The organism is Candidatus Poriferisocius sp. (assembly GCF_965202595.1).
Classification (GTDB): Bacteria; Actinomycetota; Acidimicrobiia; order Acidimicrobiales; family Bin134; genus Poriferisocius.
Genome location: NZ_OZ241836.1, coordinates 2,247,270 through 2,266,444, shown reverse-complemented (window position 1 = coordinate 2,266,444; position 19,175 = coordinate 2,247,270). Strand labels below are relative to the sequence as shown.

Here is a 19,175-nt window from a genome sequence, read left to right as displayed (position 1 = left end):
TAAACCCGACTTGGGGGTGCGGTTAGGCTGGAGGCGTGACGTTTGGATGCTTGGATGTTTGACGACGAGAGGTTCGATGTCGAGGCGGTGGCCGCCGGGGCGTGGGCACCGAGCCGGTACGGGCCCGACGATGTGCTGGGCACTTACAACGAGGTCACCGACCGCAAGCGGGCCGAAGCCCTGGGAATGATTGACCTGACCCGGCCGGTACGCACCTTTTCAATGGGCGACGGCATCTGGCCCGGGTACCCGGCTTTCGGTGACCGCCGGTTCTCGCAAACGCTGGTTGTTGCCGGTTACGACCCCGGCGAGGGTTTCGAGGGCGAGCTCCCCCGAGGCCGGGAGCCCTTGGGGCCGTCCAAGCTGGGGTACACCGAGGAGCGGGTGGCCTACACCTTCAACATGAGTTCCAAGATCAACGGCTTCACCCACGCGGCGGTGGACGGCACCTTCTACAACGGCCACCGGGGGGCCGAACTGGCCGGCACCGAGGGGGTGACCGCCATGGACGTGAGCTCGTGGGGGTCGCCGCTGCTCACCCGGGGGCTGATGATCGACATCGCCGCCCAGGTGGCCGCCACCAGCGGCAACGTGGAGATCAACCGGGCCGGCCTACCCCGGCTCGTGGATAGCCACCGCATCACGGTCGAGCAGATCGAGGGGGCTTGCGATCGCCAGGGCCTGCCCGCCCCCTCACCAGGCGATGCCCTGTGCCTGCGCACCGGGTGGATCAGCCTTACCCGGGAGGATCCCGAGCGGTTTCTGGCCGGGTCGCCCGGCCCGTGGATCGCCGAGAACAAGTGGCTGGCCTCCCACCGGCCGGCGCTGGTGTCCACCGACAGTTGGATGTGGGGGGTTCTGGATGTGGAGGCCACCGGGGGGTGGATGTCGGCCGGTCATCAGATCATGCTGGTCAAGGAGGGCATTCGCATGGCCGAGTCGCTGAGCTGCGAGGAGATCGCCGCCGCCGGGGTGGATCGGTTCGTGTTCTGCCACTCCCCGTTCAGGGCCAGGGGGTCCACGTCGTGCTCATCACCCCCCATGGCCATCGCCAACCCACCGGAGGTGTTGACATGAGCCAATTCGAGGGTTCGCCCCTGGCCGGCAGGGTCCATCCGATCACCCTCACCGACACCGCCATGAGCCCATTCGAGAGTTCGCCCCTGGTCGGCAGGGTGGCCCTGGTCACCGGGGCCAGCCGGGGCATCGGCAAGGGATGCGCGGTGGAGCTGGCCCTGGCCGGGGCCACCGTGTATGTAACCGGACGCACCACCGAACCCGGCCAGCACCCGCTGCCCGGCACGGTGGGTGCCACCGCGGATGAGATCACCCGAGCGGGTGCCACCGCGGTCGCGGTGGCCTGCGACCATCGTGACGACACGGCGGTAAAGGCGGTGTTCGACCGGATCGCCGCCGACCGGGGCCGCCTCGACATCCTGGTCAACAACGCTTTCGCCATCCCCGACGAGATGACCTCCGGCTTGCCGTTCTGGGAGGTTCCCATCTCCAACTGGGACGACATCATCGAGGTGGGCACCCGGTCGGCCTACGTGGCCTCGGTGCTGGCCGCCCCGGTGATGATCGGCCAGGGCGACGGTTTGATTGTCAACATCAGCTCGTCGGGAGCGGTCGAGTACGCCTGGCACGTGGCCTACGGGGTGGGCAAGTGCGCCCTCGACCGCATGACCGCCGATTGTGCCCGTGAACTCGAGGGTTCCGGGGTGTCGATGGTGTCGGTGTGGCCCGGTTTCGTTCGTACCGAACGCATCGACGTGGCTGTGGAGGCGGGGGTGGATTTGCCCCCCAGCCTGGATGTGTCGGTGGCCGAGTCCCCCCGGTTCACCGGCCGGGCCGTTACCGCCCTGGCCACCGATCCCGACCGTTACCGTCACACCGGCCGGGCGATCTCTGCTCGTGATCTGGCCGCCACCTACGGCTTCACCGACATCGACGGCCGCCTCCCCCCTGGCCCCCTCCACAACCGCACCGGTTGAACAAATCGAACCAACACCAGCAAGCCAAGACCGGTTCGTCCAGGTAGGCAAACCACCTGGATGTAACGCCCGTGGAGGTAGGCAAACCACCTGGATGTAACGCCCGTGGAGGTAGGCAACCCACCTGGATGTAACGCCCGTGGAGGGCCCATGGAGGTTGTTTCCCGGTTTCGTTTCGCCTAGATCGTCAGTTGCTGGCGGCGCTGGCGGCGGAGGAGGAGAAGGTAGGCCGATGCGGTTAGCAGGAGCCCCAGCAGTACCGTGGCGGCACCGGCGAGGAGAAGCGGTCGCCTCTCCACCACCACCGACGGGGCGATCCGGCCCTGCTCCGCCAAGGCGGCAAGGGTCGGCTCGGCCGAGAAGTCCAGGTTGGCGCTGATGAACGGGGCCGTGGTGGTTTCGGTGATGAACCGGGCCAGCAGATCAGGGCCCAAAAATGCCGCCCGATTCTCATTGTTGCCTCATCCTAAATCGCCGGTGCCGGTGATCCCGCTCCTTTGGCGGGTATCGCGGATATCTGGGAAGATGCGGCCGGAACAGAAGATCCGGCATAGAAGGTGTATAGGTACATAGAAGATGTATAGCCACAAGAGAAGGAGAGCTGATGAGCGGCGATGCATCGGGTGAGGGCCCGGCAGCACAGTATTTTGCCATTCGAGGGCGGTTAGTTGAGGCGGTTACCGATCTTGATGATGAGCAGTTGAAAACCACGGTTCCTGCCTGCCCCGACTGGACGATCCAGCAGTTGTTGACCCACGTGGTCTCCATGCCCCTGTCGATAATTGCGGGCGACCTTCCGGAGGGTCCCGAGGCCGCCACCTGGATAGATCGGCTGATCGTGCGGCATGGCCAACGCAGCATCCAAGACTTGACCGGCTGGTGGTGCAGCAACGACGAGGCTCTCAGCGGCCTTTTGGCAAACGCGGCGTTGCTGGTGGACGACCTGTTCATCCACGAAGGCGATCTTTACGGGGCACTCGGTTCCACTGCCCAAAAGGATGCTCCCGAGCTGGCTTCGCAGTTGGCGACCAGCGTAAGTGCTCTGTCCAGCCATCTGGCAACAGCCGGCCTGGCTCCGCTGTGCGTGGACACCGGCGAGGTTCGACTGGTGAGCGGTGATGGTGAACCCGGCTGGACATTGCGGGCCGATGCCTGGGAGGCCCATCGCGCTCTGAGCAGCCGCCGCACCCGCCAGGAGTTGATCGCACTTGCCGGCGACGGCGACCCTCGTCCCTACGTCTCAGCCATTGATGCCCATTTGCCGCTTCCTGCCACCAGCCTGGGGGAGTCCTGATATGTCCAATCCCATGACCGATGATGCTTGGTGGCATTGTTTGCTGCGGCGGGTGCGAACGCAAGGAGTCCTGATATGTCCAATCCCATGACCGATGATAATGATGCGGGGGCCAGCCGCCGGCTGATGTCTGGCGAGGCCTGGAACGATTTTTGCGACACGCTGCGGGCCGCCGGCCAGGTGGTGATCGACCGCACCCCCAACTCCGATGAGCAGGACAGGGTGGAGGGGTTCCGCTACCTGACCCGCATGTCGGTGATGGCTTACGGCCGCTGCATCGAGAACCTTCCCCCGATGGTGAAGATGCCGGTTAGGGTCATGCCACCCCCCAAGATGGGAGGCCAGGGGGTTCAATCCCCCGACCAGGATCACGTGGTTCAGGCCATCGACTCATCCAACCGCTATCGGGTAACCGGTAAGCGTGGTTCGGCACCCTACGTGCACATGTCGGCCTGGACCCCCAAGATACCCGGTTGGGTGGGTGTGGAATCGGTGGGGGAGCGGGCCGTGGCCGTGTTGGAGGAGTTCAACCCGAGCTGGTCGCAAACGCCTCACACCGCCCTTCTGGACGAGTTCACCGACGGTGGTGGCAACGTGGATTTCGTTTTATCGGTGGACGATCCGGGGGTTGACAATTGGATGCCAGTAGCACCGCAAACCCGTGAGTTGATGATGAGAATCGTTTACGACGACCGATCCTCCCAGTCGCCGCCCCGGCTCATGATCGAACCGTTGAAGCCGATCCCGTTGAATCTCACCCCCAGCGCCGCCGAGATGTCGAAACGCTTATCCATCGCCGCCCAGATGGTTCTTTCCGTGCAGTCCGACTACGCCGACTGGACGGACACGCTGCTTGAGGCCGAGAACCAACTCCAACTCACCAACGAGCATTATCTGAGGGTGGGCGGCTCTCCTGATGACCGCCATTTCGAGTTCGGTTACTGGCGAGTGGGAGACGGCGAGGCACTCGTGGTGGAGTTCACCCCGCCGGTGTGCCGGCACTGGAACTTCCAGCTCTGCAACCACTGGATGGAGAACCTGGCCAACTATTTCACCGGCCAGGGTTACGCCTCATCACAAGATGTTCAAGCCGACCCCGGCGGCGTGGTTCGACTGGTGGTGGCGGCCCAAAAGCCGGCCACGGGTATCTGGGTGGACACCTCCGGGCGCGATCACGGGGTGATGGGCCTGCGGTTCGTGGAGCACGAGTCGGTTCCCGAGATCACCACGAGGTTGGTGCGCCTGGCCGATCTCTGATGTCCCGGGGGCTTTTGGATGGGCAGCAACGAACCCCGTATCCCTTCCGGTGCGGTCACCGGGCGAAAGACCCCGGTGTTCAACGCCCGAACGATGCCACCGGCGCTGGGCAGGGATCACATCGCCACGGTGTGGGCTGAGCTAACCGTGGTGAGGGGATCGGTGCAGTTCCTCGAGGAGACGGGCCGATCGCAAACCGCCACTCCCGGCAATCCCGTGACCATAACCCCCAACCTCAAGCACCATGTGGTACCCAACCCCAACGCCGAGTTCTACATACAGTTCTACGAGGTTTCCGACCACTGGGAATAGGCAGTGGCCGGGCGCGGCAGCTAGTAGTCGAATATGGAGGGTAGCGCCTCCACGGGGCGAGCCTCGGGGTAGTGCCCGGTGATCTCGGCAATGTGATCAGGATCGTTTATTCGGCAAGTGTCGAAGGTTATATCCACATCTCTTTCGGCCAGGTCCGCGTCGAAACGGTTTGCTATGTCAGCCAGGCTCAAGGGGTTGGAGTCCAGCCGGTGGCGGTGCTCGGCATCCAGGTAAACGTCGGCCTTCCAGAGCACGCTCACGCGAATGTCCGACAGTTGCGAACGGTAAATCTCCTGGTCGTGGTCGGTTACAATCCACTTCCCCTCTGGGTTGGACATCGGGGCCAGCCGTGCCATCGGGGTGACTCGAGGAGTGCCGAACTCGAATGGGCCCACTGCGTTCACCTGGTGAAACATGCCGTGGTTGTCGCCCAACAAGGCCGAGTTGGCCATGCCCTCGACATGTTCCTCAGGGGGCTCGTCGGGGCCGTTCGGCCAATAGCGGAACCCGCCCCCCTCCACATCGTTGAGCCACCAAATCGCGGTGGCCTGGGGAAGGCTCATGTCATCGAACAGGCCCGACCACAGCATGGCTCGTAGCAACCACATCGGGGTGTTGGTTCGATCCCGCCCGGCGAAACGGGGGTTGTCGGTATGGGCCGGCCCCGCCTCGCCCATGGCCATCATCTGGTTTACATACACACTGTGGGGTTCGACAATCTCGGCACCGTAGAACTCCTTGGAGCATTCGATGTACGCCTGGTGGTGCAGGAACAGGTCCGATCCAGGCATTGCATAGGTTTCGTTCACCCAGTCGCCACGAAACCACAGCGGCCGGGTGCGCGCCTGCGGATCGGCCCCAGGGTTGTACCAGCCTCCCAGAGGAGCGTAGGGCGCTTGCTGAGCCAGCAACTCCACGGCAGCCCCGACATCCGAGAGCACATCGGTGAGCAGGATCGGCGGATCGGCCACATGCATCGCACAACCCTACCAAAGGGTTGAAGGGGGCCTACACCACTCCAAATGACTAGAGCCTTCACGGGTCCGGGGGATGTGTCTCCGGGGGGTTGTAGTGTGGGCGGGGCATGTACACCGTTGAGCCGTTTGCCATCGAGGTGCCTGATGGGGTGCTGGATGATCTGCACCGCCGCCTGGATGCGACCAGGTGGTTCGATCCCCTGCCGGGAGCCGGGTGGGATGAGGGGACCGACCTCGGTTACCTCCGGGAGCTGTGCCGTTACTGGCGCCATGATTACGACTGGCGGGCCGTTGAGGCCGGGCTCAACCGGTTTCCCCAGTACATCACCACCATCGACAACCAGAGGCTCCACTTCATCCACGCTCGCAGCCGGCACCCCGAGGCCTTGCCTCTGGTGATCCACCACGGGTGGCCGGGGTCGATCACCGAGTTCACCAAGGTGATCGAGCCGCTGGCGGAACGGTTCCATGTGGTTTGCCCGTCGCTTCCCGGCTATGGCTTCTCGGGGCCGACCACCGAACCGGGATGGACACCCCGGCGGATGGCGGCAGCCTCGCTGGAGCTCATGAGCCGCCTGGGCTACGACCGGTTCGGGGCCCAGGGCGGGGACTGGGGGGCATCGATCACCACCCAAATGGCCCTTCGGGCTCCCGAGCGGTTGGTGGGTATCCACCTGAATATGGCGATCGCCCCCGAGCCGCCTCCGGGTAACGTGCCCGATCTCACACCGGAGGAGAGGGCAGCCCGGGTGGAGGCCCGGGTTCGTAATCGGGTGGAGCGGGGCTACCGGGAACAGCAGGCCACCCGCCCTCAGTCGCTGTCGGTGGCGCTCAACGACTCCCCCGCCGGGCTGGCCGCCTGGATCGTGGAGAAGTTCCTGGTGTGGAGCGACATCGGCCCCGATAACGACATGGAGAGCAGTTTCACCAGGGAAGAGCTCGTGACCAACGTGATGGTGTACTGGGTTACCGGTACCATCGCTTCGGCCAACCGCCTCTACTACGAGACCCGAAAGGGAGGTCGGGGGGCAGCTGCCCCCGACGGGAGGGTGGAGGTACCCACCGCCTTTGCCCGTTTTCCCGGCGATGGCATTGTTCCGATCCGACCCTGGGTGGAGTACTGGTACAACATCGTGCGGTGGACCGAGATGCCCCGTGGCGGCCACTTCGCCTCCCTCGAAGCCCCCGACCTCTACATCAGCGACGTAACCGACTACTTTACCAGTCTGGAATAGCCACGAGCCGTCACTTACGAGGGTCGATCACCTCCACGGGGTAAGCAGAGAGAACGGGGTCGGCGGTGACCAGAGTGAGCGCCTCGATCTGGACTTGGGCCACGAGCATCCGGTCGAACGGGTCCTGGTGATGCAAGGGCAGCACGGCAGCACGTTCGGCGTGGGCTGCGGTTATCGGCAGTTCAACGAACCCGTTGGCGTTCAAGCTCGAAATCAGGCTGTCCGGGTAAAAAATTTTGCCTTTTGAACGCTTGATGCCCAACTCCCACAGTGTCGCGGCCGAGAAAAATGTTTCTCCGGCCGATTTGATGATTGCCCGCCCCTGGCTGCCGAGCGAAGGGTCCAGCCCTGCCACCCAGAGCACAACATGGCTGTCGAGCAGGAGCCTCATGGCAGATCTGTTGTCGCGGACTCCTCGAAAGCGGCAACGACTTCAGGGTCGGAGCTGATGACGTCGTCCTCATATATTTGTATTTCGCCGGCCAGAAAGCCGATCTCCCGCTCAGGCTGCACCGGGGGCCACGGGATCAGTTTGGCTACAGGTTGCCCGGCCCGTGCGACGATGACATCGGTACCGGCCTCGACCTCCCTGAGCAACTCGGACAGGCGGCTCTTCGCTGCATGAATATTAACCATCAAAGTAGTCACAAACCTAGCTTAGCCCGACTTAGTTCATTAGTTCCAGCTTGTCGAGAACTCCTGCTTTGGGAAGGGGGGTGGGGGTGTGGTGAACTAGCGGGCGTGCCCCGATTGCATGAGGTCGACTACACCCTCGAATACCCCTACACCCGCACCACCGGGCCGGTCATCGGGCCGTTCCTCACCGGGCTGCGCGATGGCCGCATTCTCGGTCAGCGCTGTGGTGATCGGGTGCTGTGCCCGCCCATGGAGTTCGACCCGGAATCTTTCGCCACGCTTGAGCCCGACCTGGTGGAGGTGGGCCCCGGCGGGGAGGTGGTGAACTGGACCTGGGTGGCTGAGCCCTCGGCCAAGCACCCCTTCGACCGTCCTTTCGGGTTTGCCTTCATCAAGCTGGACGGGGCCGACACCGCTCTGGTTCACGCGGTGGACACCGGGGGCGACCCCCGGGCCATGAGCACCGGCATGAGGGTACGGGCCCAGTACCGCCCCGATCGCCACGGTTCGGTAACCGACGTGTATTTCGTACCCGAGGACGATGCTGCCGACCAGGCGATCCAACCGGGGGACGAGCCCGTGACCATCACCGAGCACCTGATCAGCCTTCGCATCAACGAGCCGCTGTACCCCCACCGGGCCCGGTTCGCCCAAGGCCTGCTGGACGGCAGGATCATCGGCCAGCGCAGCCCGGTCACCGCCAAGGTGTACGTGCCCGGCCGGGGCTACGACAATATGTCCCGTGTGCTCATGGGACCCGAGGACGAGGTGGAGGTGTCCGACACCGGCACGGTGGTGGCCTTCACCGAGCTGAACCCGGTTCAGTACTACGGCCAGACCGAGACCGAACCCTATGTACGGTGCTCCATCCTGTTCGACGGATCCGACCAGCCGGTGGTGGGCATAGACATCCGTGACATGACCGTGGACGAAATGCGGGTGGGGATGAGGGTGCGCTGCATCTGGCGCGACCCCGAGGAAAGATCGGTGGCCGACATCGACAACCGTTACGGCAACATCCCCGAGACGGTGTACGAGCGATTCGAACCCACCGGAGAGCCCGACGTTCCCACAGAGCAGCTAAAGGAGCATTCATGGTGAGCCTGGTTGAACAGCTAAAGGAGCATTCATGGTGAGCCTGGCTGAGGACGTGGCCATCGTTGCGTTCGCGCAGACCCCCTCCCACGCCCGCTTCGACGACAGCGAGCCGGCCATGATCATGCCGTGCGTGAACTCGGTGGTCGAGCAGGTGGGCCTCGACCGCCACGACATCGACTTCACCATTGCGGGGAGCTGCGATTACCTGTCGGGGATGCCGTTCGCTTTCGTCATGAACATCGACGCGGTGGGGGCGTGGCCGCCGGTGTACGAGAGCCATGTGGAGATGGACGGGGCCTGGGCCCTGTTCGAGGGGTTCGTGCGGCTGCAATCGGGCGACATCGACACCGTGTTGGTGTCGGGCTCGGGCAAGTGCTCGCCGGGTAGTTACCGGGAGGGCTTCTCGCTCCAGACCGACCCCTACGTGCACGCCCCCCTCGGCTTGGATCCCCGGACCCAGGCCGGTTTCCAGGCGCAGGCCCTCATCGCCGCGGGAAAGGCCACCGAGCGGGACTTCGCCGGGGTGGTGGCCCGCAGCCACGCCAACGCCAGGAGCAATCCCTATGCCCAGCTCAGCGGGGACCCGTCGGTGGAGGAACTGCTGGCCCGGCCCTACGTGCAGCAACCGTTGCGGGGCCATGACTGCCCGCCCACCAGCGATGGGGCGGCGGCCATGATCATCGCCAGGGCCGAAAAGGCCGAGCAATTGTGCGACAACCCGGTATGGATAAGAGCCATCGACCACCGGATCGAGTCGCACCATCCAACGCTGCGGGACTTGACCGACTCGCCCTCGGTGCGCACCGCGGCCCAAAGGGTGGGTTTGCATGACGGCCCGGTGGACGTGGCCGAGCTCACCGTTACCTACAGCCCCGAGGAGATCATCCTGCGCGCTGCGCTCGGCCTGGATGAGCACACACAGGTCAACCCCTCGGGGGGGCCGCTCACCGGCAGCCCGTTCATGGCGGTTGGGCTCACCCGGGTCATCGAGTTGACCCGGGCCATCACGAACGGAAAAGCCCGCCGGGGGGTGGCGCACGCATCCAGCGGGCCGGCCCTGCAACAGAACCTGCTCTGCGTTTTGGAAGGGAATAGCTGATGGCACCTCGACTTGGAAGCGCCACCTATACATGCCTCCTGGAAGGAAGCAACTGATGGCACCTCGACCCTGTGCGGTTATCGGCGTGGGCCAGACCAAGTACAAGCGCCGCCGCGACGACCTGACCCTCGACGGGTTGGTGCGCGAGGCCGTCCTGCGGGCCCTGGAGGATGCCGGGGCCACCTTCGACGACATTGACGCAATCGTGCTCGGCAAGGCCCCCGATGCCCTCGAGGGGGTGATGATGCCCCTACTCAGCCTGTGTGACGCCCTGGGTGCGGTTGGCAAGCCCATCCACCGGGTCCACACCGCCGGGTCGGTGGGGGCATCCACCGCCATCTCCGCGGTGAACCTGGTGGAATCGGGCATGTACGACACGGTGCTGACCGTGGCCTACGAGAAGCAGTCGGAGGGCAACGCCACCTGGGCCCTGTCGGGGGGCAAGAGCGGCGGCCAGGGTGCGGGGGGCACGTTCGCCCCGTGGATCCGCAACTACATCGCTCGCTCGAAGGCTCCCGAGCACATCGGCTGGATGGTGGCGGTGAAGGACAGGCTCAACGCACTGAAGAACCCCTACGCCCACCTCCACCTTCCCGACATCTCGGTGGAAAAGGTGCGGGAGTCGCCCATGCTGTGGGATCCCCTTCACTTCTTGGAGTCGTGCCCCTCATCGGATGGGGCCGCGGCCATGGTGCTTGGCAACGACGACGTGGCCAAAAGGTCGGGTCGCCCGCCGGCCTGGGTCATATCCCACGCCAAGCGCACCGAGTTCGGGCAGTTCCCGGGGCGCGACACCGTGCGACCCCAGGCCGGGGTGGAATGTTCCGAGGCGCTCTACCGCAAGGCGGGCATCACCAACCCCCGCGAGCAGATCGACTGCGCCGAGCTGTACGTGCCGTTCTCGTGGTACGAGCCCATGTGGCTGGAGGGGCACCTCATCGCCGCCGAGGGCGAGGGGTGGAAGATGACCGACACCGGTGACACCGAGCTGGGAGGATCGTTCCCGGTGAACATGTCGGGCGGCGTGCTTTCGTCCAACCCCATCGGGGCATCGGGCATGATCCGCTGCCTGGAGGCGGCCAACCAGGTGCGGGGCACCGCCGGCGAGTACCAGGTGCCGGGGGCCAAGATATCCATCGGCCATGCCTACGGCGGGGCCGCCCAGTACTTCGCCATGTGGATGGTGTCGTCCGAGCTGAACCCGGTGTTGTGACGGTGGCCGGGGTGTTTGAGCCAGGGGTGAGGTTGTGACGGTGGCCGGGGTGTTTGAGCCAGGGGTGAGGTTGTGAGCATGGCCGGGATAGTTGACGGCCGGGTGGTGGTGATCACCGGGGCGGCGCGGGGGTTGGGACGGGCCCACGCCCTGGAGTTTGCTGCCGAGGGGGCCAGGGTGCTGGTCAACGACCTGGGGGTGGAGCGCGACGGCTCGGGTGGCGCATCGGAACCGGCCCGGGAGGTGGTGGCCGAGATCCGGTCAGGGGGGGGCGAGGCCGAGGCCAACGCCGCCGATGTGGCCGACTGGGACCAGGCGGGGGCCATGATCGCCCAGGCCGTTGAAACCTGGGGTCGCCTCGACACGCTGGTGTGCAACGCCGGCTTTCTGCGCGACCGGATGCTGGCCACCATGAACGAGCAGGAGTGGGACGCCATCGTGCGGGTGCACCTCAAGGGACACTTCGCTCCGGCCCGCCACGCCATCGCTCACTGGCGGGACCGCTCCAAGGCCGGGGAGGACGTTAGGGGCCGGCTCATCAACACCAGCTCGGGGGCCGGGCTCATGGGTTCCATAGGCCAGGGCAACTACGCGGCGGCCAAGGCCGGGGTGGCGGCACTGACCATTCAGCAGGCCGCCGAGTGGGGAAGGTACGGGGTGAGGGCGAACGCCATCGCCCCCGATGCCCGTACCCGGATGACGGCGGGCATCATGTACGAGGAGCAAGCCCCCCAGGGCTGGGACGACAAGGATCCGGCCAATGCCTCCCCGCTGGTGGTATGGCTGGGTTCGGATGCCTGCGACGTGACCGGGCGGGTGTTCGAGATCGCCGGCGGGGCGCTGAACGTGTGCGACGGCTGGCAGCACGGCCACGTGGTGGACGTGGGCCGCAAGTACTCGGCCGCCGAGATCGCCGAAGCGGTCCACACCTCCATTACCGCCTCTCCCTCTCCGGCCCCGGTCTACGGGGCCGGCTGACCCCTTTAGCGCCCCGTTCAGCCGGGGATGTTCCTGAAGGCGATGCCCTTGTCCACCCGGATGTCGGGTGGTAGGCCCAGAACCTTCTCGCCGATGGTGTTGCGCTGGATGTTGTCGGTGCCGCCGCCGATGCGCGACGCCCACTGACCCAGAAACTCGTTCTGCCAACGCCCGCCGTCACGGGCACTGCCTCCGCTGAGCATCCCGGCCGCACCGTTCATGGCCATCACCAGATCGCCGGTAAGGCCGTAGTGCAGCGATACCCCCAGCTTCATGGTGGAGCTCTCCGGTCCGGGCTGCTCGCCCCGGCTGGCCGCGGTCCGCACCCGGTAGCCCTGGTACTTCAACACCTCCATCCGGGTGTAGGCCCGGGCCAGTTCCTGGCGCACAACCGGGTCGCGGTCACAACCGGTGACCCGGGCCAGCCTCACCATGTCCTCGAAGCTCGACCGGCTGCCGCCGCCACCGATCAGCGCCCGCTCGTTGGACAGGGTGGTCATGATCGGCCCCCACCCGGCGTTGACCTCGCCCAGGATGTTCTCGTGGGGGATCCGCACGTCCGACAGGAAGACCTCGTTGAAGTGGGCCGCCCCGGTGATCTGCACCAGCGGGCGCACCTCTATGCCGGGGGTCCTCATGTCGACCAAAAAGTAGGTGATGCCCCGATGCTTGGGCTGGTCGGGGTCGGTACGGGTCAACAGGATGCCCCAGTCGCTGTGCTGGGCCCCCGAGGTCCAAACCTTTTGACCGTTGACCACCCACTCGTCGCCGTCGCGCACCGCGGTGGTGCGCAAACCACCGAGGTCGGAGCCGGCCGCCGGCTCCGAGAACAGTTGGCACCAGACCTCCTCACCTTTGAGCATGGTGGGCAGGAACCGTTCCTTCTGGGTGTCGGTGCCGTGGGCGATGATGGTCGGACCGGCCATACCGATGCCCACCGCGAACACCCCGGTGGCCGACACCCGCCGGGCCTCCTCCTCCTTGAAGATGCCGTCCTGGATGCCGCCGAGGCCCCGGCCCCCATACCTTACCGGCCAGGTTATGGATCCCCAGCCGCCGTCGTACTTGGTGCGCTGCCAGGCCTTGCACCGGGCCACGTAGGCCAGCTCCACCTCGGGGTCGGTGATGGTCATGGCGGTCTGGTCCCGGGGGCCGCCACCGTCGGGGGGCAGGTTGGCATCCAACCACTCCACGCACTCGGCCCTGAAGGCGGCTTCCTGGGGGGTTTCGTCGAAGTCCATGCCGGGTTGATGGTAGCCACGGCGGTGCCGCCAAGCAGTACCAACCGGCACTGCCCCTACCCGCCCCGTTTTCAGCATTCGGATCGAGGTGGCGTTGGGTGCTTCAATGGCGGCGTGAAATTTTCGATGATCTTCGAGGCTCAGATGGCTGATACGTCCCGGCCGGCTGAGCAGCAGGTGATTCGCGACTGCGTGGAGCAGGCCGTGCTGGCCGAGGAGGTGGGCTTCGACCGGGTGTGGGCGGTGGAGCACCACTGCCTGAAGTGGTACGCCCACATGAGTGCTCCCGAGATCTTCCTGACCTGGGTGGCGGCCCGGACCTCTCGCATACGCATCGGTCACGGGGTGGTTTGCATGCCGTTCGGTTACAACCACCCGCTGCGGGCCGCCGAGCGGATCGCCATGCTCGATGTGCTGTCGGGCGGGCGGCTGGATGTGGGGGCCGGTCGGGGGGCCACCCTTCAGGAGATGTCGGCGTTCGGGGTCCGCCCCGAGGACACCTATGCCCAGGTGGAGGAGTCGCTGAGGATCATCTCCAACTGCTGGCGCGACAAGGAGTTCGAGTGGGAGGGCCTGCTCGACATCTCACCCCACCCCATCTTGCCCCGGCCGGTGCAGGATCCCCATCCTCCGTTGTATCTGGCCTGCACCAAGGTGGACACCGTGAGGTTGGCCGCCGAGTGGGGCATCGGGGCCCTGGTGCTGGGGTTCGCCGGAGCCGACGAGATCAGGCTGATGAAGCAGACCTACGACGAGGCCATCGCCACCCGCACCGGTGAGCGCTTCGTGAGCGACCACCCCAACGACTGGTTCTCGGCCCTGTGCCCCACCACCATCCTCGACGACCGTGACGAGGCTTTCCGGGTCGGGGCCCGGGGTCAGCGATTTTTTGCCGAAGCCATAATGCACTGGAACCTGGGTACGCCCCCGCCGAGAGCCGGATCGGCCGACGAGGACACCGCCGCGGCCATCGATGAGGCGGTGGGCAATGTCCACGCCAAGATCAGCGAGATGAACATACCGCTCAGCCCCAACGCCACCAGCACGTTCAACATCGAGCACGCCTACGGCAACGCGCAGGACGCCATCCGCTACGTGAGCGAGCTGGAGGCCATCGGTTGCGACGAGATCATGTGCATGATCCAGATGGGCACCATCCCCCAGGAAGTGATGCTCGAGACCATCCGCCAGTTCGGCCACCGGGTCATCCCCCACTTCCGCTCCCACGACCAGGATGTCACAGTGTCAGATGCCCCATAGCCGGAGCAGGTCGGGGGCGGTGAACCAGTGGCGGTTACGGCCTGGAGCGGGGGTGGGGAAGTCGGCGGGAGACAGGATTTGATGGTCTGCGAGCGTGGTTAGGGCGGTTCGAGCAGTGCGTTCGCTGACACCGAGCAGCGTGGCCACTTCACCGGCGCTGAGGATCGGGTGTGCGGGTAGGTGGGTGAGCAGGGCTCGTGCGGAATGGTCGGCTCGTAGCCCGGCAATTGCTTGCTCCCATCTGGCCATGAGGGTGGCCGCCTGATCGATGATCCTATTGGTGGCGGTGGCGGCTGTTTCGGCGACTCCGGCAAACCATCTGATCCATGGGTCGAGTTGCCCCTGCTCGAATAGCCGGAGACCTGATAGGTAGCCCCCGGGATCGCGGGCGATGGCCATGCTGATGGGAACGGTTGAGCGGAGGGTGATGCCCCGTCGCCGCAGCGTTCGGCTGATGAGCACCCGTCCGAGACGCCCGTTACCGTCGCCATAGGGGTGGATGGCTTCGAATTGGGCGTGGATGACTGCGGCGTGGGATAGCGGATCGAGGTTTGGTGGGGTGCTGTTGGCGAAAGCGATCATGTCTTCGATCAGCCGGGGGATCTCGGATGGGGGTGGGGGAATGTAAGCCGCGTCCAGGGGAGTGGTACCCCCAACCCACCCCAGCGCTGTTCTGAAAGTTCCGCCCATTGCCGGGGCGTGTCGCATGAGTCGGCGATGCCAGTGATGCAATTTTGCTATGGTCAGCGGGGCGAGAGCGGTGTCCAGGGCCCAGTCGATTACCACCAGGTTGTCGGCCATCCAGCCTGCGTTACCGCCCATGCCGGTTCGTGCTGCGATGAGCACCGATTCCATGGGCTCGTTCAGCCCTTCGATCCTGCTGGAGGCCACCCCCTCGTTGCGCAGAAGCAGTCGGGCCAGTGGCTCCCAGCGGTCGGGTAGCCGGGCATCGGCCAGCCTCAGTGCGGCGCAGGCTTGCTCGCCGGCTCGTTTTGTGGAAATGGTAAGATTGTGGAAATGGTAAGATTAAATGGTAAGATTAAGGCTGCGTTCGCTGAGCGGCGCAGGCACCCAAGCCTGAACCGGCCGCCCGTTCCACTCCGTTTCGAGGTAATGCCCTGGATAACCTTCCGAATCCGATGCCATTTCGGAAGTTTATTCTGGATAACCTTGCGAATTTGCCGCTATTTCGGAAGTTTATTTCCCTGTTGGCTACTGGCGCTTGGTCTTGCGCAGGGTGAGGCGAGTGCTCAGCGTGTCGCCGAAGTGGTAGAGAAGTCCCCCGACAACGGCGGTGAAGATGACGTAGGTTGCCGCAACCGCCCCCAGGTCCGGTTCGCGGGCCACTCCTATTTCGGCTATCACGATTGAGAACTCCCCGTGAGCCACGAGTGCCATGCCGGCGAGGATCCGGGCCTGGGTGCCGAGGCCCTCGGAGCGGGCCGCAACCCAACCGGTGCCGAGCTTGGTGACGGTCGTGATGGCTCCCATGGCTATGGCCACCAGCACGAAGTTGGGTATGAGCGAGGGGTCCACTTGGAGGCCGAAGAAGACGAAGAACGAGGCGGCGAACAGGTCGCGCAGGGGCTCCAGGAGCTCGCGGGCCTGTTCCACGAGTTTGCCGGATAGGGCGATGCCCACGAGGAAGGCCCCCACCGCGGCCGAGACATGGACGCGCTCGGCCAGTCCGGCGATTATCAGGGTGCTGCCGAGCAGTGTCAAAAGCAGCACCTCGCTGGAGTGGCTCAGCACCATCTCGCTCAGGCGGTCGCCGTGGTAGTAGGCGAATGACAAGATGCCGACAACGGCGATGAACGAGATGGCAACGATGATGATCGTTTCCGCCGCGGAGTTGCCGAACAGAACGCCGGTGACGATGGGCAGGTAAATGACCATGGCGAGGTCTTCCACGATGAGCAGGCTCAGGATGACCGGGGTTTCACGGTTGCGTACCCGGTCGAGATCGGCAACCAGCTTGGCCACAATGCCCGAGGACGATATGTAGGTCACGCCACCCAGGAGCACGGCCACCACCATGTCGAAGTCGAGCAGCAGACCGGCCACGAAGCCGGGGGTGAAGTTCAACACGAGGTCCACCAGCCCGCCCAGGGTTGACCTGCGGACGTTTGTGATGAGCTCGTGGGCCGAGAACTCGAGGCCGAGCATGAGCAGCATCAGGATCACGCCGATCTCTGCGCCGACTTCGATGAACCCCGTGGCCGCCCCCAGCTCCAGCACGCCGCCCTCCCCGAAGGCCAGCCCCGCCAGCAGGTAGATGGGCAGAACCGGCAGACCGAACCGGTGGGCCAGGCGGGCCGTGATGGCAAGACCCAGCACGACACCCCCGAACTCGATCAGCAAGGTATCAATGGCGGTTTCCATCGATCAGGTTTGCTCCCAGCGTTGGCTTTTCCAGATGGACGTTTCTTGGATGCTCATCTGTGAATGTATAATGCATGCATGCCAAATGTCCAAGTGAGAAACGTTCCGGTTGAGGTACATAGCGTGTTGGTTAGCCGAGCAAGAGCAGCCGGTCAATCGCTTCAACAGTATCTCTTTGACCAGTTGTGCCAGATGGTGCTCCATCCTACGGTAGATGATGTTCTAGACCGCATCGAGGGTCAGGACCTGGGACGACTCACCGGTGAGGATGCAGTTGCAGCGCTGGAAGCCGAGCGTGCCCGTCGTTGATGCCTCGGTGCTCCTGCCGGTTGTTGCCGATGGTACCGGTGCAGGCCGCAGAGCCAGGCAGCGGATACGTGGGGAGCGCCTGGATGCTCCTGACCTGATCCGGGTGGAGTGCCTCTCAGCCATCAGACGACAACTGCACCATGGCAGATTGGAACCGCATCAGGCTGAATTGGCCGTAGGTAACCTGTTGGCATTGCCGATAATCACCTACCCTACGAAGTCGTTGCTCTCACGGGCTTGGGAGTTGAGAGACAATGTCACTCCCTACGACGCATGCTATGTGGCCCTTGCCGAAGGTCTTGGCTGCTTGCTCATCACCGGAGACGCTCGCCTTGCGGAAGCACCAGGTATAACCTGTCATATCGAACTATTTCAGTAGTAGATGTAACATTCGCGAGGGTTGTTGACACGTGATGTGAGTGTGTCGCCGATGGCGATCGCAGCCTTCCTGCGCCACCCCGCATCCACCCGCACCATATTTCAGCGGCCACCGCGAGGTGGATGCGGTACCTCGCCAAGCTCGTCGGCGGATGCCGCAATCGGCCCGCGCAGTGACGCAAACCACGAACGTGAGCTAGACAAAGTTGTCACTCCCAGGTGATAAGAAGCAATTGTCATCGCCCTGTGCTAAGAACTAGGCGGAAAGCAATCGAAAACATCAGGAGGACGAATGACCACGTTGACCTACGACAAACTACGGGGTGCCGTGGCCGGAGGGGCCGTTGCCTTGAGGTCCCGAACCGAGCTACAGCCCGTGGATGGCCCGGGTGGCAAGGTGTTCCCACCCACCTATGCCGTTACTGCTGCACACAAGTACGCCACCGAAACTCGTCAAGTAGGTGATCGGGAGGTACAGACCGTACTTCTTGACTCGGTTGCTTCGCAGGCCAATAGGGCTGAGTTGGCACTGCTCGACAGTTGGGAGGCGGGTGAGTTGAAATTCCCCGTTCCCTACGTAGACTTCTCAACCGAGGACGGCGAGTTCAATGATATCGGCCGGTTGACCGTCTTGGAAGCACCTCACCGACTTGCCGACGCAATTTTCCGCGACAGTCTTCTCGACGACACGTTATTCCGCCTGTCTAAGGTGGGTCGGGCTATCACCGATGCACAACCCCGCAATGCTACTGCCTTGTTCCGGTATGCACCCACCACCCTCTTATTTGGTCAATGGGACTCCACTGGCCCCAAAGGTGGTCTGGGGTCAAAGTTCCAACGAGCCTATGTTTCAGAAATCGTCGGTCATGATGTTCAAATCGGCACAAAAGTAGGAAGCAGACTAGATCCACTTCAGATCGAACGTGATGCAGCGGTCGTATACGAGCATCACGATCCAGATCAAAGTTGGACACTGAAAGAAGATGAAGCAGCAGTAGAAAAGAGCAAGCCTAAACGGGCTGGCAACGATGGACGTCCGTCCGAGATAAATCATGGGAACATAGCTCCCAGCATTGATGCCACTGCTGGCGGTGTAACAATTTCTAACGCGGTGCAGACCACCGTTATTTCCTTGGCTGCACTAAGACGCCTGCGTCTCGCCGGTTATAGTCGAGAAGTCGAGACTGCTGCTCGCACAGCAATTGCAGCCCTAGGTGTGGCTGCTGTCGTTCTTCAATATGAGATGGATCACGACCTGCGTTCTCGATGCTTGTTAATTCCTCAACATTCTCCTCGGATAGAATTAGTCAGCCGGGACGGTTCAGTACCGGAAGTTATAGACGTAAACCGGGATGTCGCTATAGGGATAGTTGGGCAAGCAGCTCAAGCATCAGCCGATCTAGGTTTAAGTTGGGAGACTGCTGAAATCAAGCTTAAACCAGCCCCTAAACTACTTGAATTGCTCCGCCGTAGCCGTGAAGTTTCTGCCCGTGAGACTCCTGGGGAGTAAGC

20 protein-coding genes are annotated in these 19,175 nt (G+C 63.9%); 13 read left to right on the top strand and 7 right to left on the bottom strand.

The window, feature by feature from the left end; genetic code table 11:
- The first annotated feature begins 54 nt into the window (after positions 1-54).
- Together ACOGXC_RS10280 and ACOGXC_RS10275 are read left to right on the top strand one after the other, a co-directional pair.
- A complete protein-coding gene (locus ACOGXC_RS10280) occupies positions 55-1,077 on the top strand; it encodes a cyclase family protein (protein WP_419918105.1) in 1,023 nt (340 codons plus the stop codon).
- A complete protein-coding gene (locus ACOGXC_RS10275; protein WP_419918104.1) occupies positions 1,074-1,994 on the top strand; it encodes an SDR family NAD(P)-dependent oxidoreductase in 921 nt (306 codons plus the stop codon). Before ACOGXC_RS10280 ends, ACOGXC_RS10275 begins: the two co-directional genes overlap by 4 nt.
- A 179-nt stretch (positions 1,995-2,173) precedes the next feature.
- Here ACOGXC_RS10275 and ACOGXC_RS10270 read toward each other — a convergent pair whose 3' ends face one another.
- On the bottom strand, positions 2,174-2,428 hold the full coding sequence (locus tag ACOGXC_RS10270) for a hypothetical protein (RefSeq protein WP_419918103.1): 255 nt from the start codon (positions 2,426-2,428) through the stop codon (positions 2,174-2,176).
- A 170-nt stretch (positions 2,429-2,598) separates the two neighbouring features.
- On the opposite strand from ACOGXC_RS10270, the gene ACOGXC_RS10265 reads away from it, so the two are divergent.
- The 3 genes from ACOGXC_RS10265 (at position 2,599) to ACOGXC_RS10255 (ending at position 4,857) form a co-directional block, all read left to right on the top strand.
- Positions 2,599-3,288 (top strand): maleylpyruvate isomerase N-terminal domain-containing protein, encoded by a 690-nt coding sequence (locus tag ACOGXC_RS10265; protein WP_419918102.1) that lies wholly within the window; start codon positions 2,599-2,601, stop codon positions 3,286-3,288.
- Between the two features lie 87 nt (positions 3,289-3,375).
- A complete protein-coding gene (locus ACOGXC_RS10260) occupies positions 3,376-4,545 on the top strand; it encodes a hypothetical protein (RefSeq protein ID WP_419918101.1) in 1,170 nt (389 codons plus the stop codon).
- Between the two features lie 18 nt (positions 4,546-4,563).
- A complete protein-coding gene (locus ACOGXC_RS10255) occupies positions 4,564-4,857 on the top strand; it encodes a DUF1971 domain-containing protein (protein WP_419918100.1) in 294 nt (97 codons plus the stop codon).
- A 20-nt stretch (positions 4,858-4,877) separates the two neighbouring features.
- On the opposite strand, the gene ACOGXC_RS10250 is transcribed toward ACOGXC_RS10255, so the two are convergent.
- On the bottom strand, positions 4,878-5,834 hold the full coding sequence (locus ACOGXC_RS10250) for a hypothetical protein (RefSeq protein WP_419918099.1): 957 nt from the start codon (positions 5,832-5,834) through the stop codon (positions 4,878-4,880).
- Between the two features lie 107 nt (positions 5,835-5,941).
- On the opposite strand from ACOGXC_RS10250, the gene ACOGXC_RS10245 reads away from it, so the two are divergent.
- On the top strand, positions 5,942-7,069 hold the full coding sequence (locus ACOGXC_RS10245; protein ID WP_419918098.1) for an epoxide hydrolase family protein: 1,128 nt from the start codon (positions 5,942-5,944) through the stop codon (positions 7,067-7,069).
- A 10-nt stretch (positions 7,070-7,079) separates the two neighbouring features.
- On the opposite strand, the gene ACOGXC_RS10240 is transcribed toward ACOGXC_RS10245, so the two are convergent.
- Positions 7,080-7,460 (bottom strand): type II toxin-antitoxin system VapC family toxin, encoded by a 381-nt coding sequence (locus tag ACOGXC_RS10240; protein WP_419918097.1) that lies wholly within the window; start codon positions 7,458-7,460, stop codon positions 7,080-7,082.
- Complete coding sequence (locus tag ACOGXC_RS10235; protein WP_419918096.1) at positions 7,457-7,717, bottom strand: type II toxin-antitoxin system Phd/YefM family antitoxin; 261 nt, start codon at positions 7,715-7,717, stop codon at positions 7,457-7,459. Before ACOGXC_RS10235 ends, ACOGXC_RS10240 begins: the two co-directional genes overlap by 4 nt.
- 93 nt (positions 7,718-7,810) lie before the next feature.
- On the opposite strand from ACOGXC_RS10235, the gene ACOGXC_RS10230 reads away from it, so the two are divergent.
- From ACOGXC_RS10230 to ACOGXC_RS10215, 4 genes are all read left to right on the top strand, one after another.
- Positions 7,811-8,806 (top strand): Zn-ribbon domain-containing OB-fold protein, encoded by a 996-nt coding sequence (locus ACOGXC_RS10230; protein WP_419918095.1) that lies wholly within the window; start codon positions 7,811-7,813, stop codon positions 8,804-8,806.
- A gap of 28 nt (positions 8,807-8,834) precedes the next feature.
- Complete coding sequence (locus tag ACOGXC_RS10225; RefSeq protein WP_419918094.1) at positions 8,835-9,902, top strand: lipid-transfer protein; 1,068 nt, start codon at positions 8,835-8,837, stop codon at positions 9,900-9,902.
- A 55-nt stretch (positions 9,903-9,957) separates the two neighbouring features.
- A complete protein-coding gene (locus tag ACOGXC_RS10220) occupies positions 9,958-11,115 on the top strand; it encodes a thiolase domain-containing protein (protein WP_419918093.1) in 1,158 nt (385 codons plus the stop codon).
- A gap of 78 nt (positions 11,116-11,193) precedes the next feature.
- Positions 11,194-12,093 (top strand): SDR family oxidoreductase, encoded by a 900-nt coding sequence (locus ACOGXC_RS10215; RefSeq protein ID WP_419918092.1) that lies wholly within the window; start codon positions 11,194-11,196, stop codon positions 12,091-12,093.
- Positions 12,094-12,110: 17 nt separating this feature from the next.
- Here ACOGXC_RS10215 and ACOGXC_RS10210 read toward each other — a convergent pair whose 3' ends face one another.
- A complete protein-coding gene (locus tag ACOGXC_RS10210) occupies positions 12,111-13,334 on the bottom strand; it encodes an acyl-CoA dehydrogenase family protein (RefSeq protein ID WP_419918091.1) in 1,224 nt (407 codons plus the stop codon).
- A 114-nt stretch (positions 13,335-13,448) separates the two neighbouring features.
- On the opposite strand from ACOGXC_RS10210, the gene ACOGXC_RS10205 reads away from it, so the two are divergent.
- Positions 13,449-14,594, top strand: coding sequence for an LLM class flavin-dependent oxidoreductase (locus ACOGXC_RS10205; RefSeq protein WP_419918090.1), 1,146 nt, complete (start codon positions 13,449-13,451; stop codon positions 14,592-14,594).
- On the opposite strand, the gene ACOGXC_RS10200 is transcribed toward ACOGXC_RS10205, so the two are convergent.
- Complete coding sequence (locus tag ACOGXC_RS10200) at positions 14,580-15,485, bottom strand: Fic family protein (RefSeq protein WP_419918089.1); 906 nt, start codon at positions 15,483-15,485, stop codon at positions 14,580-14,582. The genes ACOGXC_RS10205 and ACOGXC_RS10200 overlap by 15 nt on opposite strands.
- A gap of 321 nt (positions 15,486-15,806) precedes the next feature.
- Positions 15,807-16,976 carry a cation:proton antiporter gene (locus ACOGXC_RS10195; protein WP_419918088.1) on the bottom strand — a complete coding sequence of 390 codons (1,170 nt, stop codon included), beginning with the start codon at positions 16,974-16,976 and terminating at the stop codon, positions 15,807-15,809.
- Between the two features lie 268 nt (positions 16,977-17,244).
- On the opposite strand from ACOGXC_RS10195, the gene ACOGXC_RS10190 reads away from it, so the two are divergent.
- Positions 17,245-17,664 carry a type II toxin-antitoxin system VapC family toxin gene (locus ACOGXC_RS10190; RefSeq protein ID WP_419920058.1) on the top strand — a complete coding sequence of 140 codons (420 nt, stop codon included), beginning with the start codon at positions 17,245-17,247 and terminating at the stop codon, positions 17,662-17,664.
- Between the two features lie 291 nt (positions 17,665-17,955).
- Positions 17,956-19,173, top strand: a complete 1,218-nt coding sequence (gene cas7u / locus ACOGXC_RS10185) for a type I-U CRISPR-associated RAMP protein Csb1/Cas7u (protein WP_419918087.1) — start codon at positions 17,956-17,958, stop codon at positions 19,171-19,173.
- Positions 19,174-19,175: the final 2 nt, after the last annotated feature.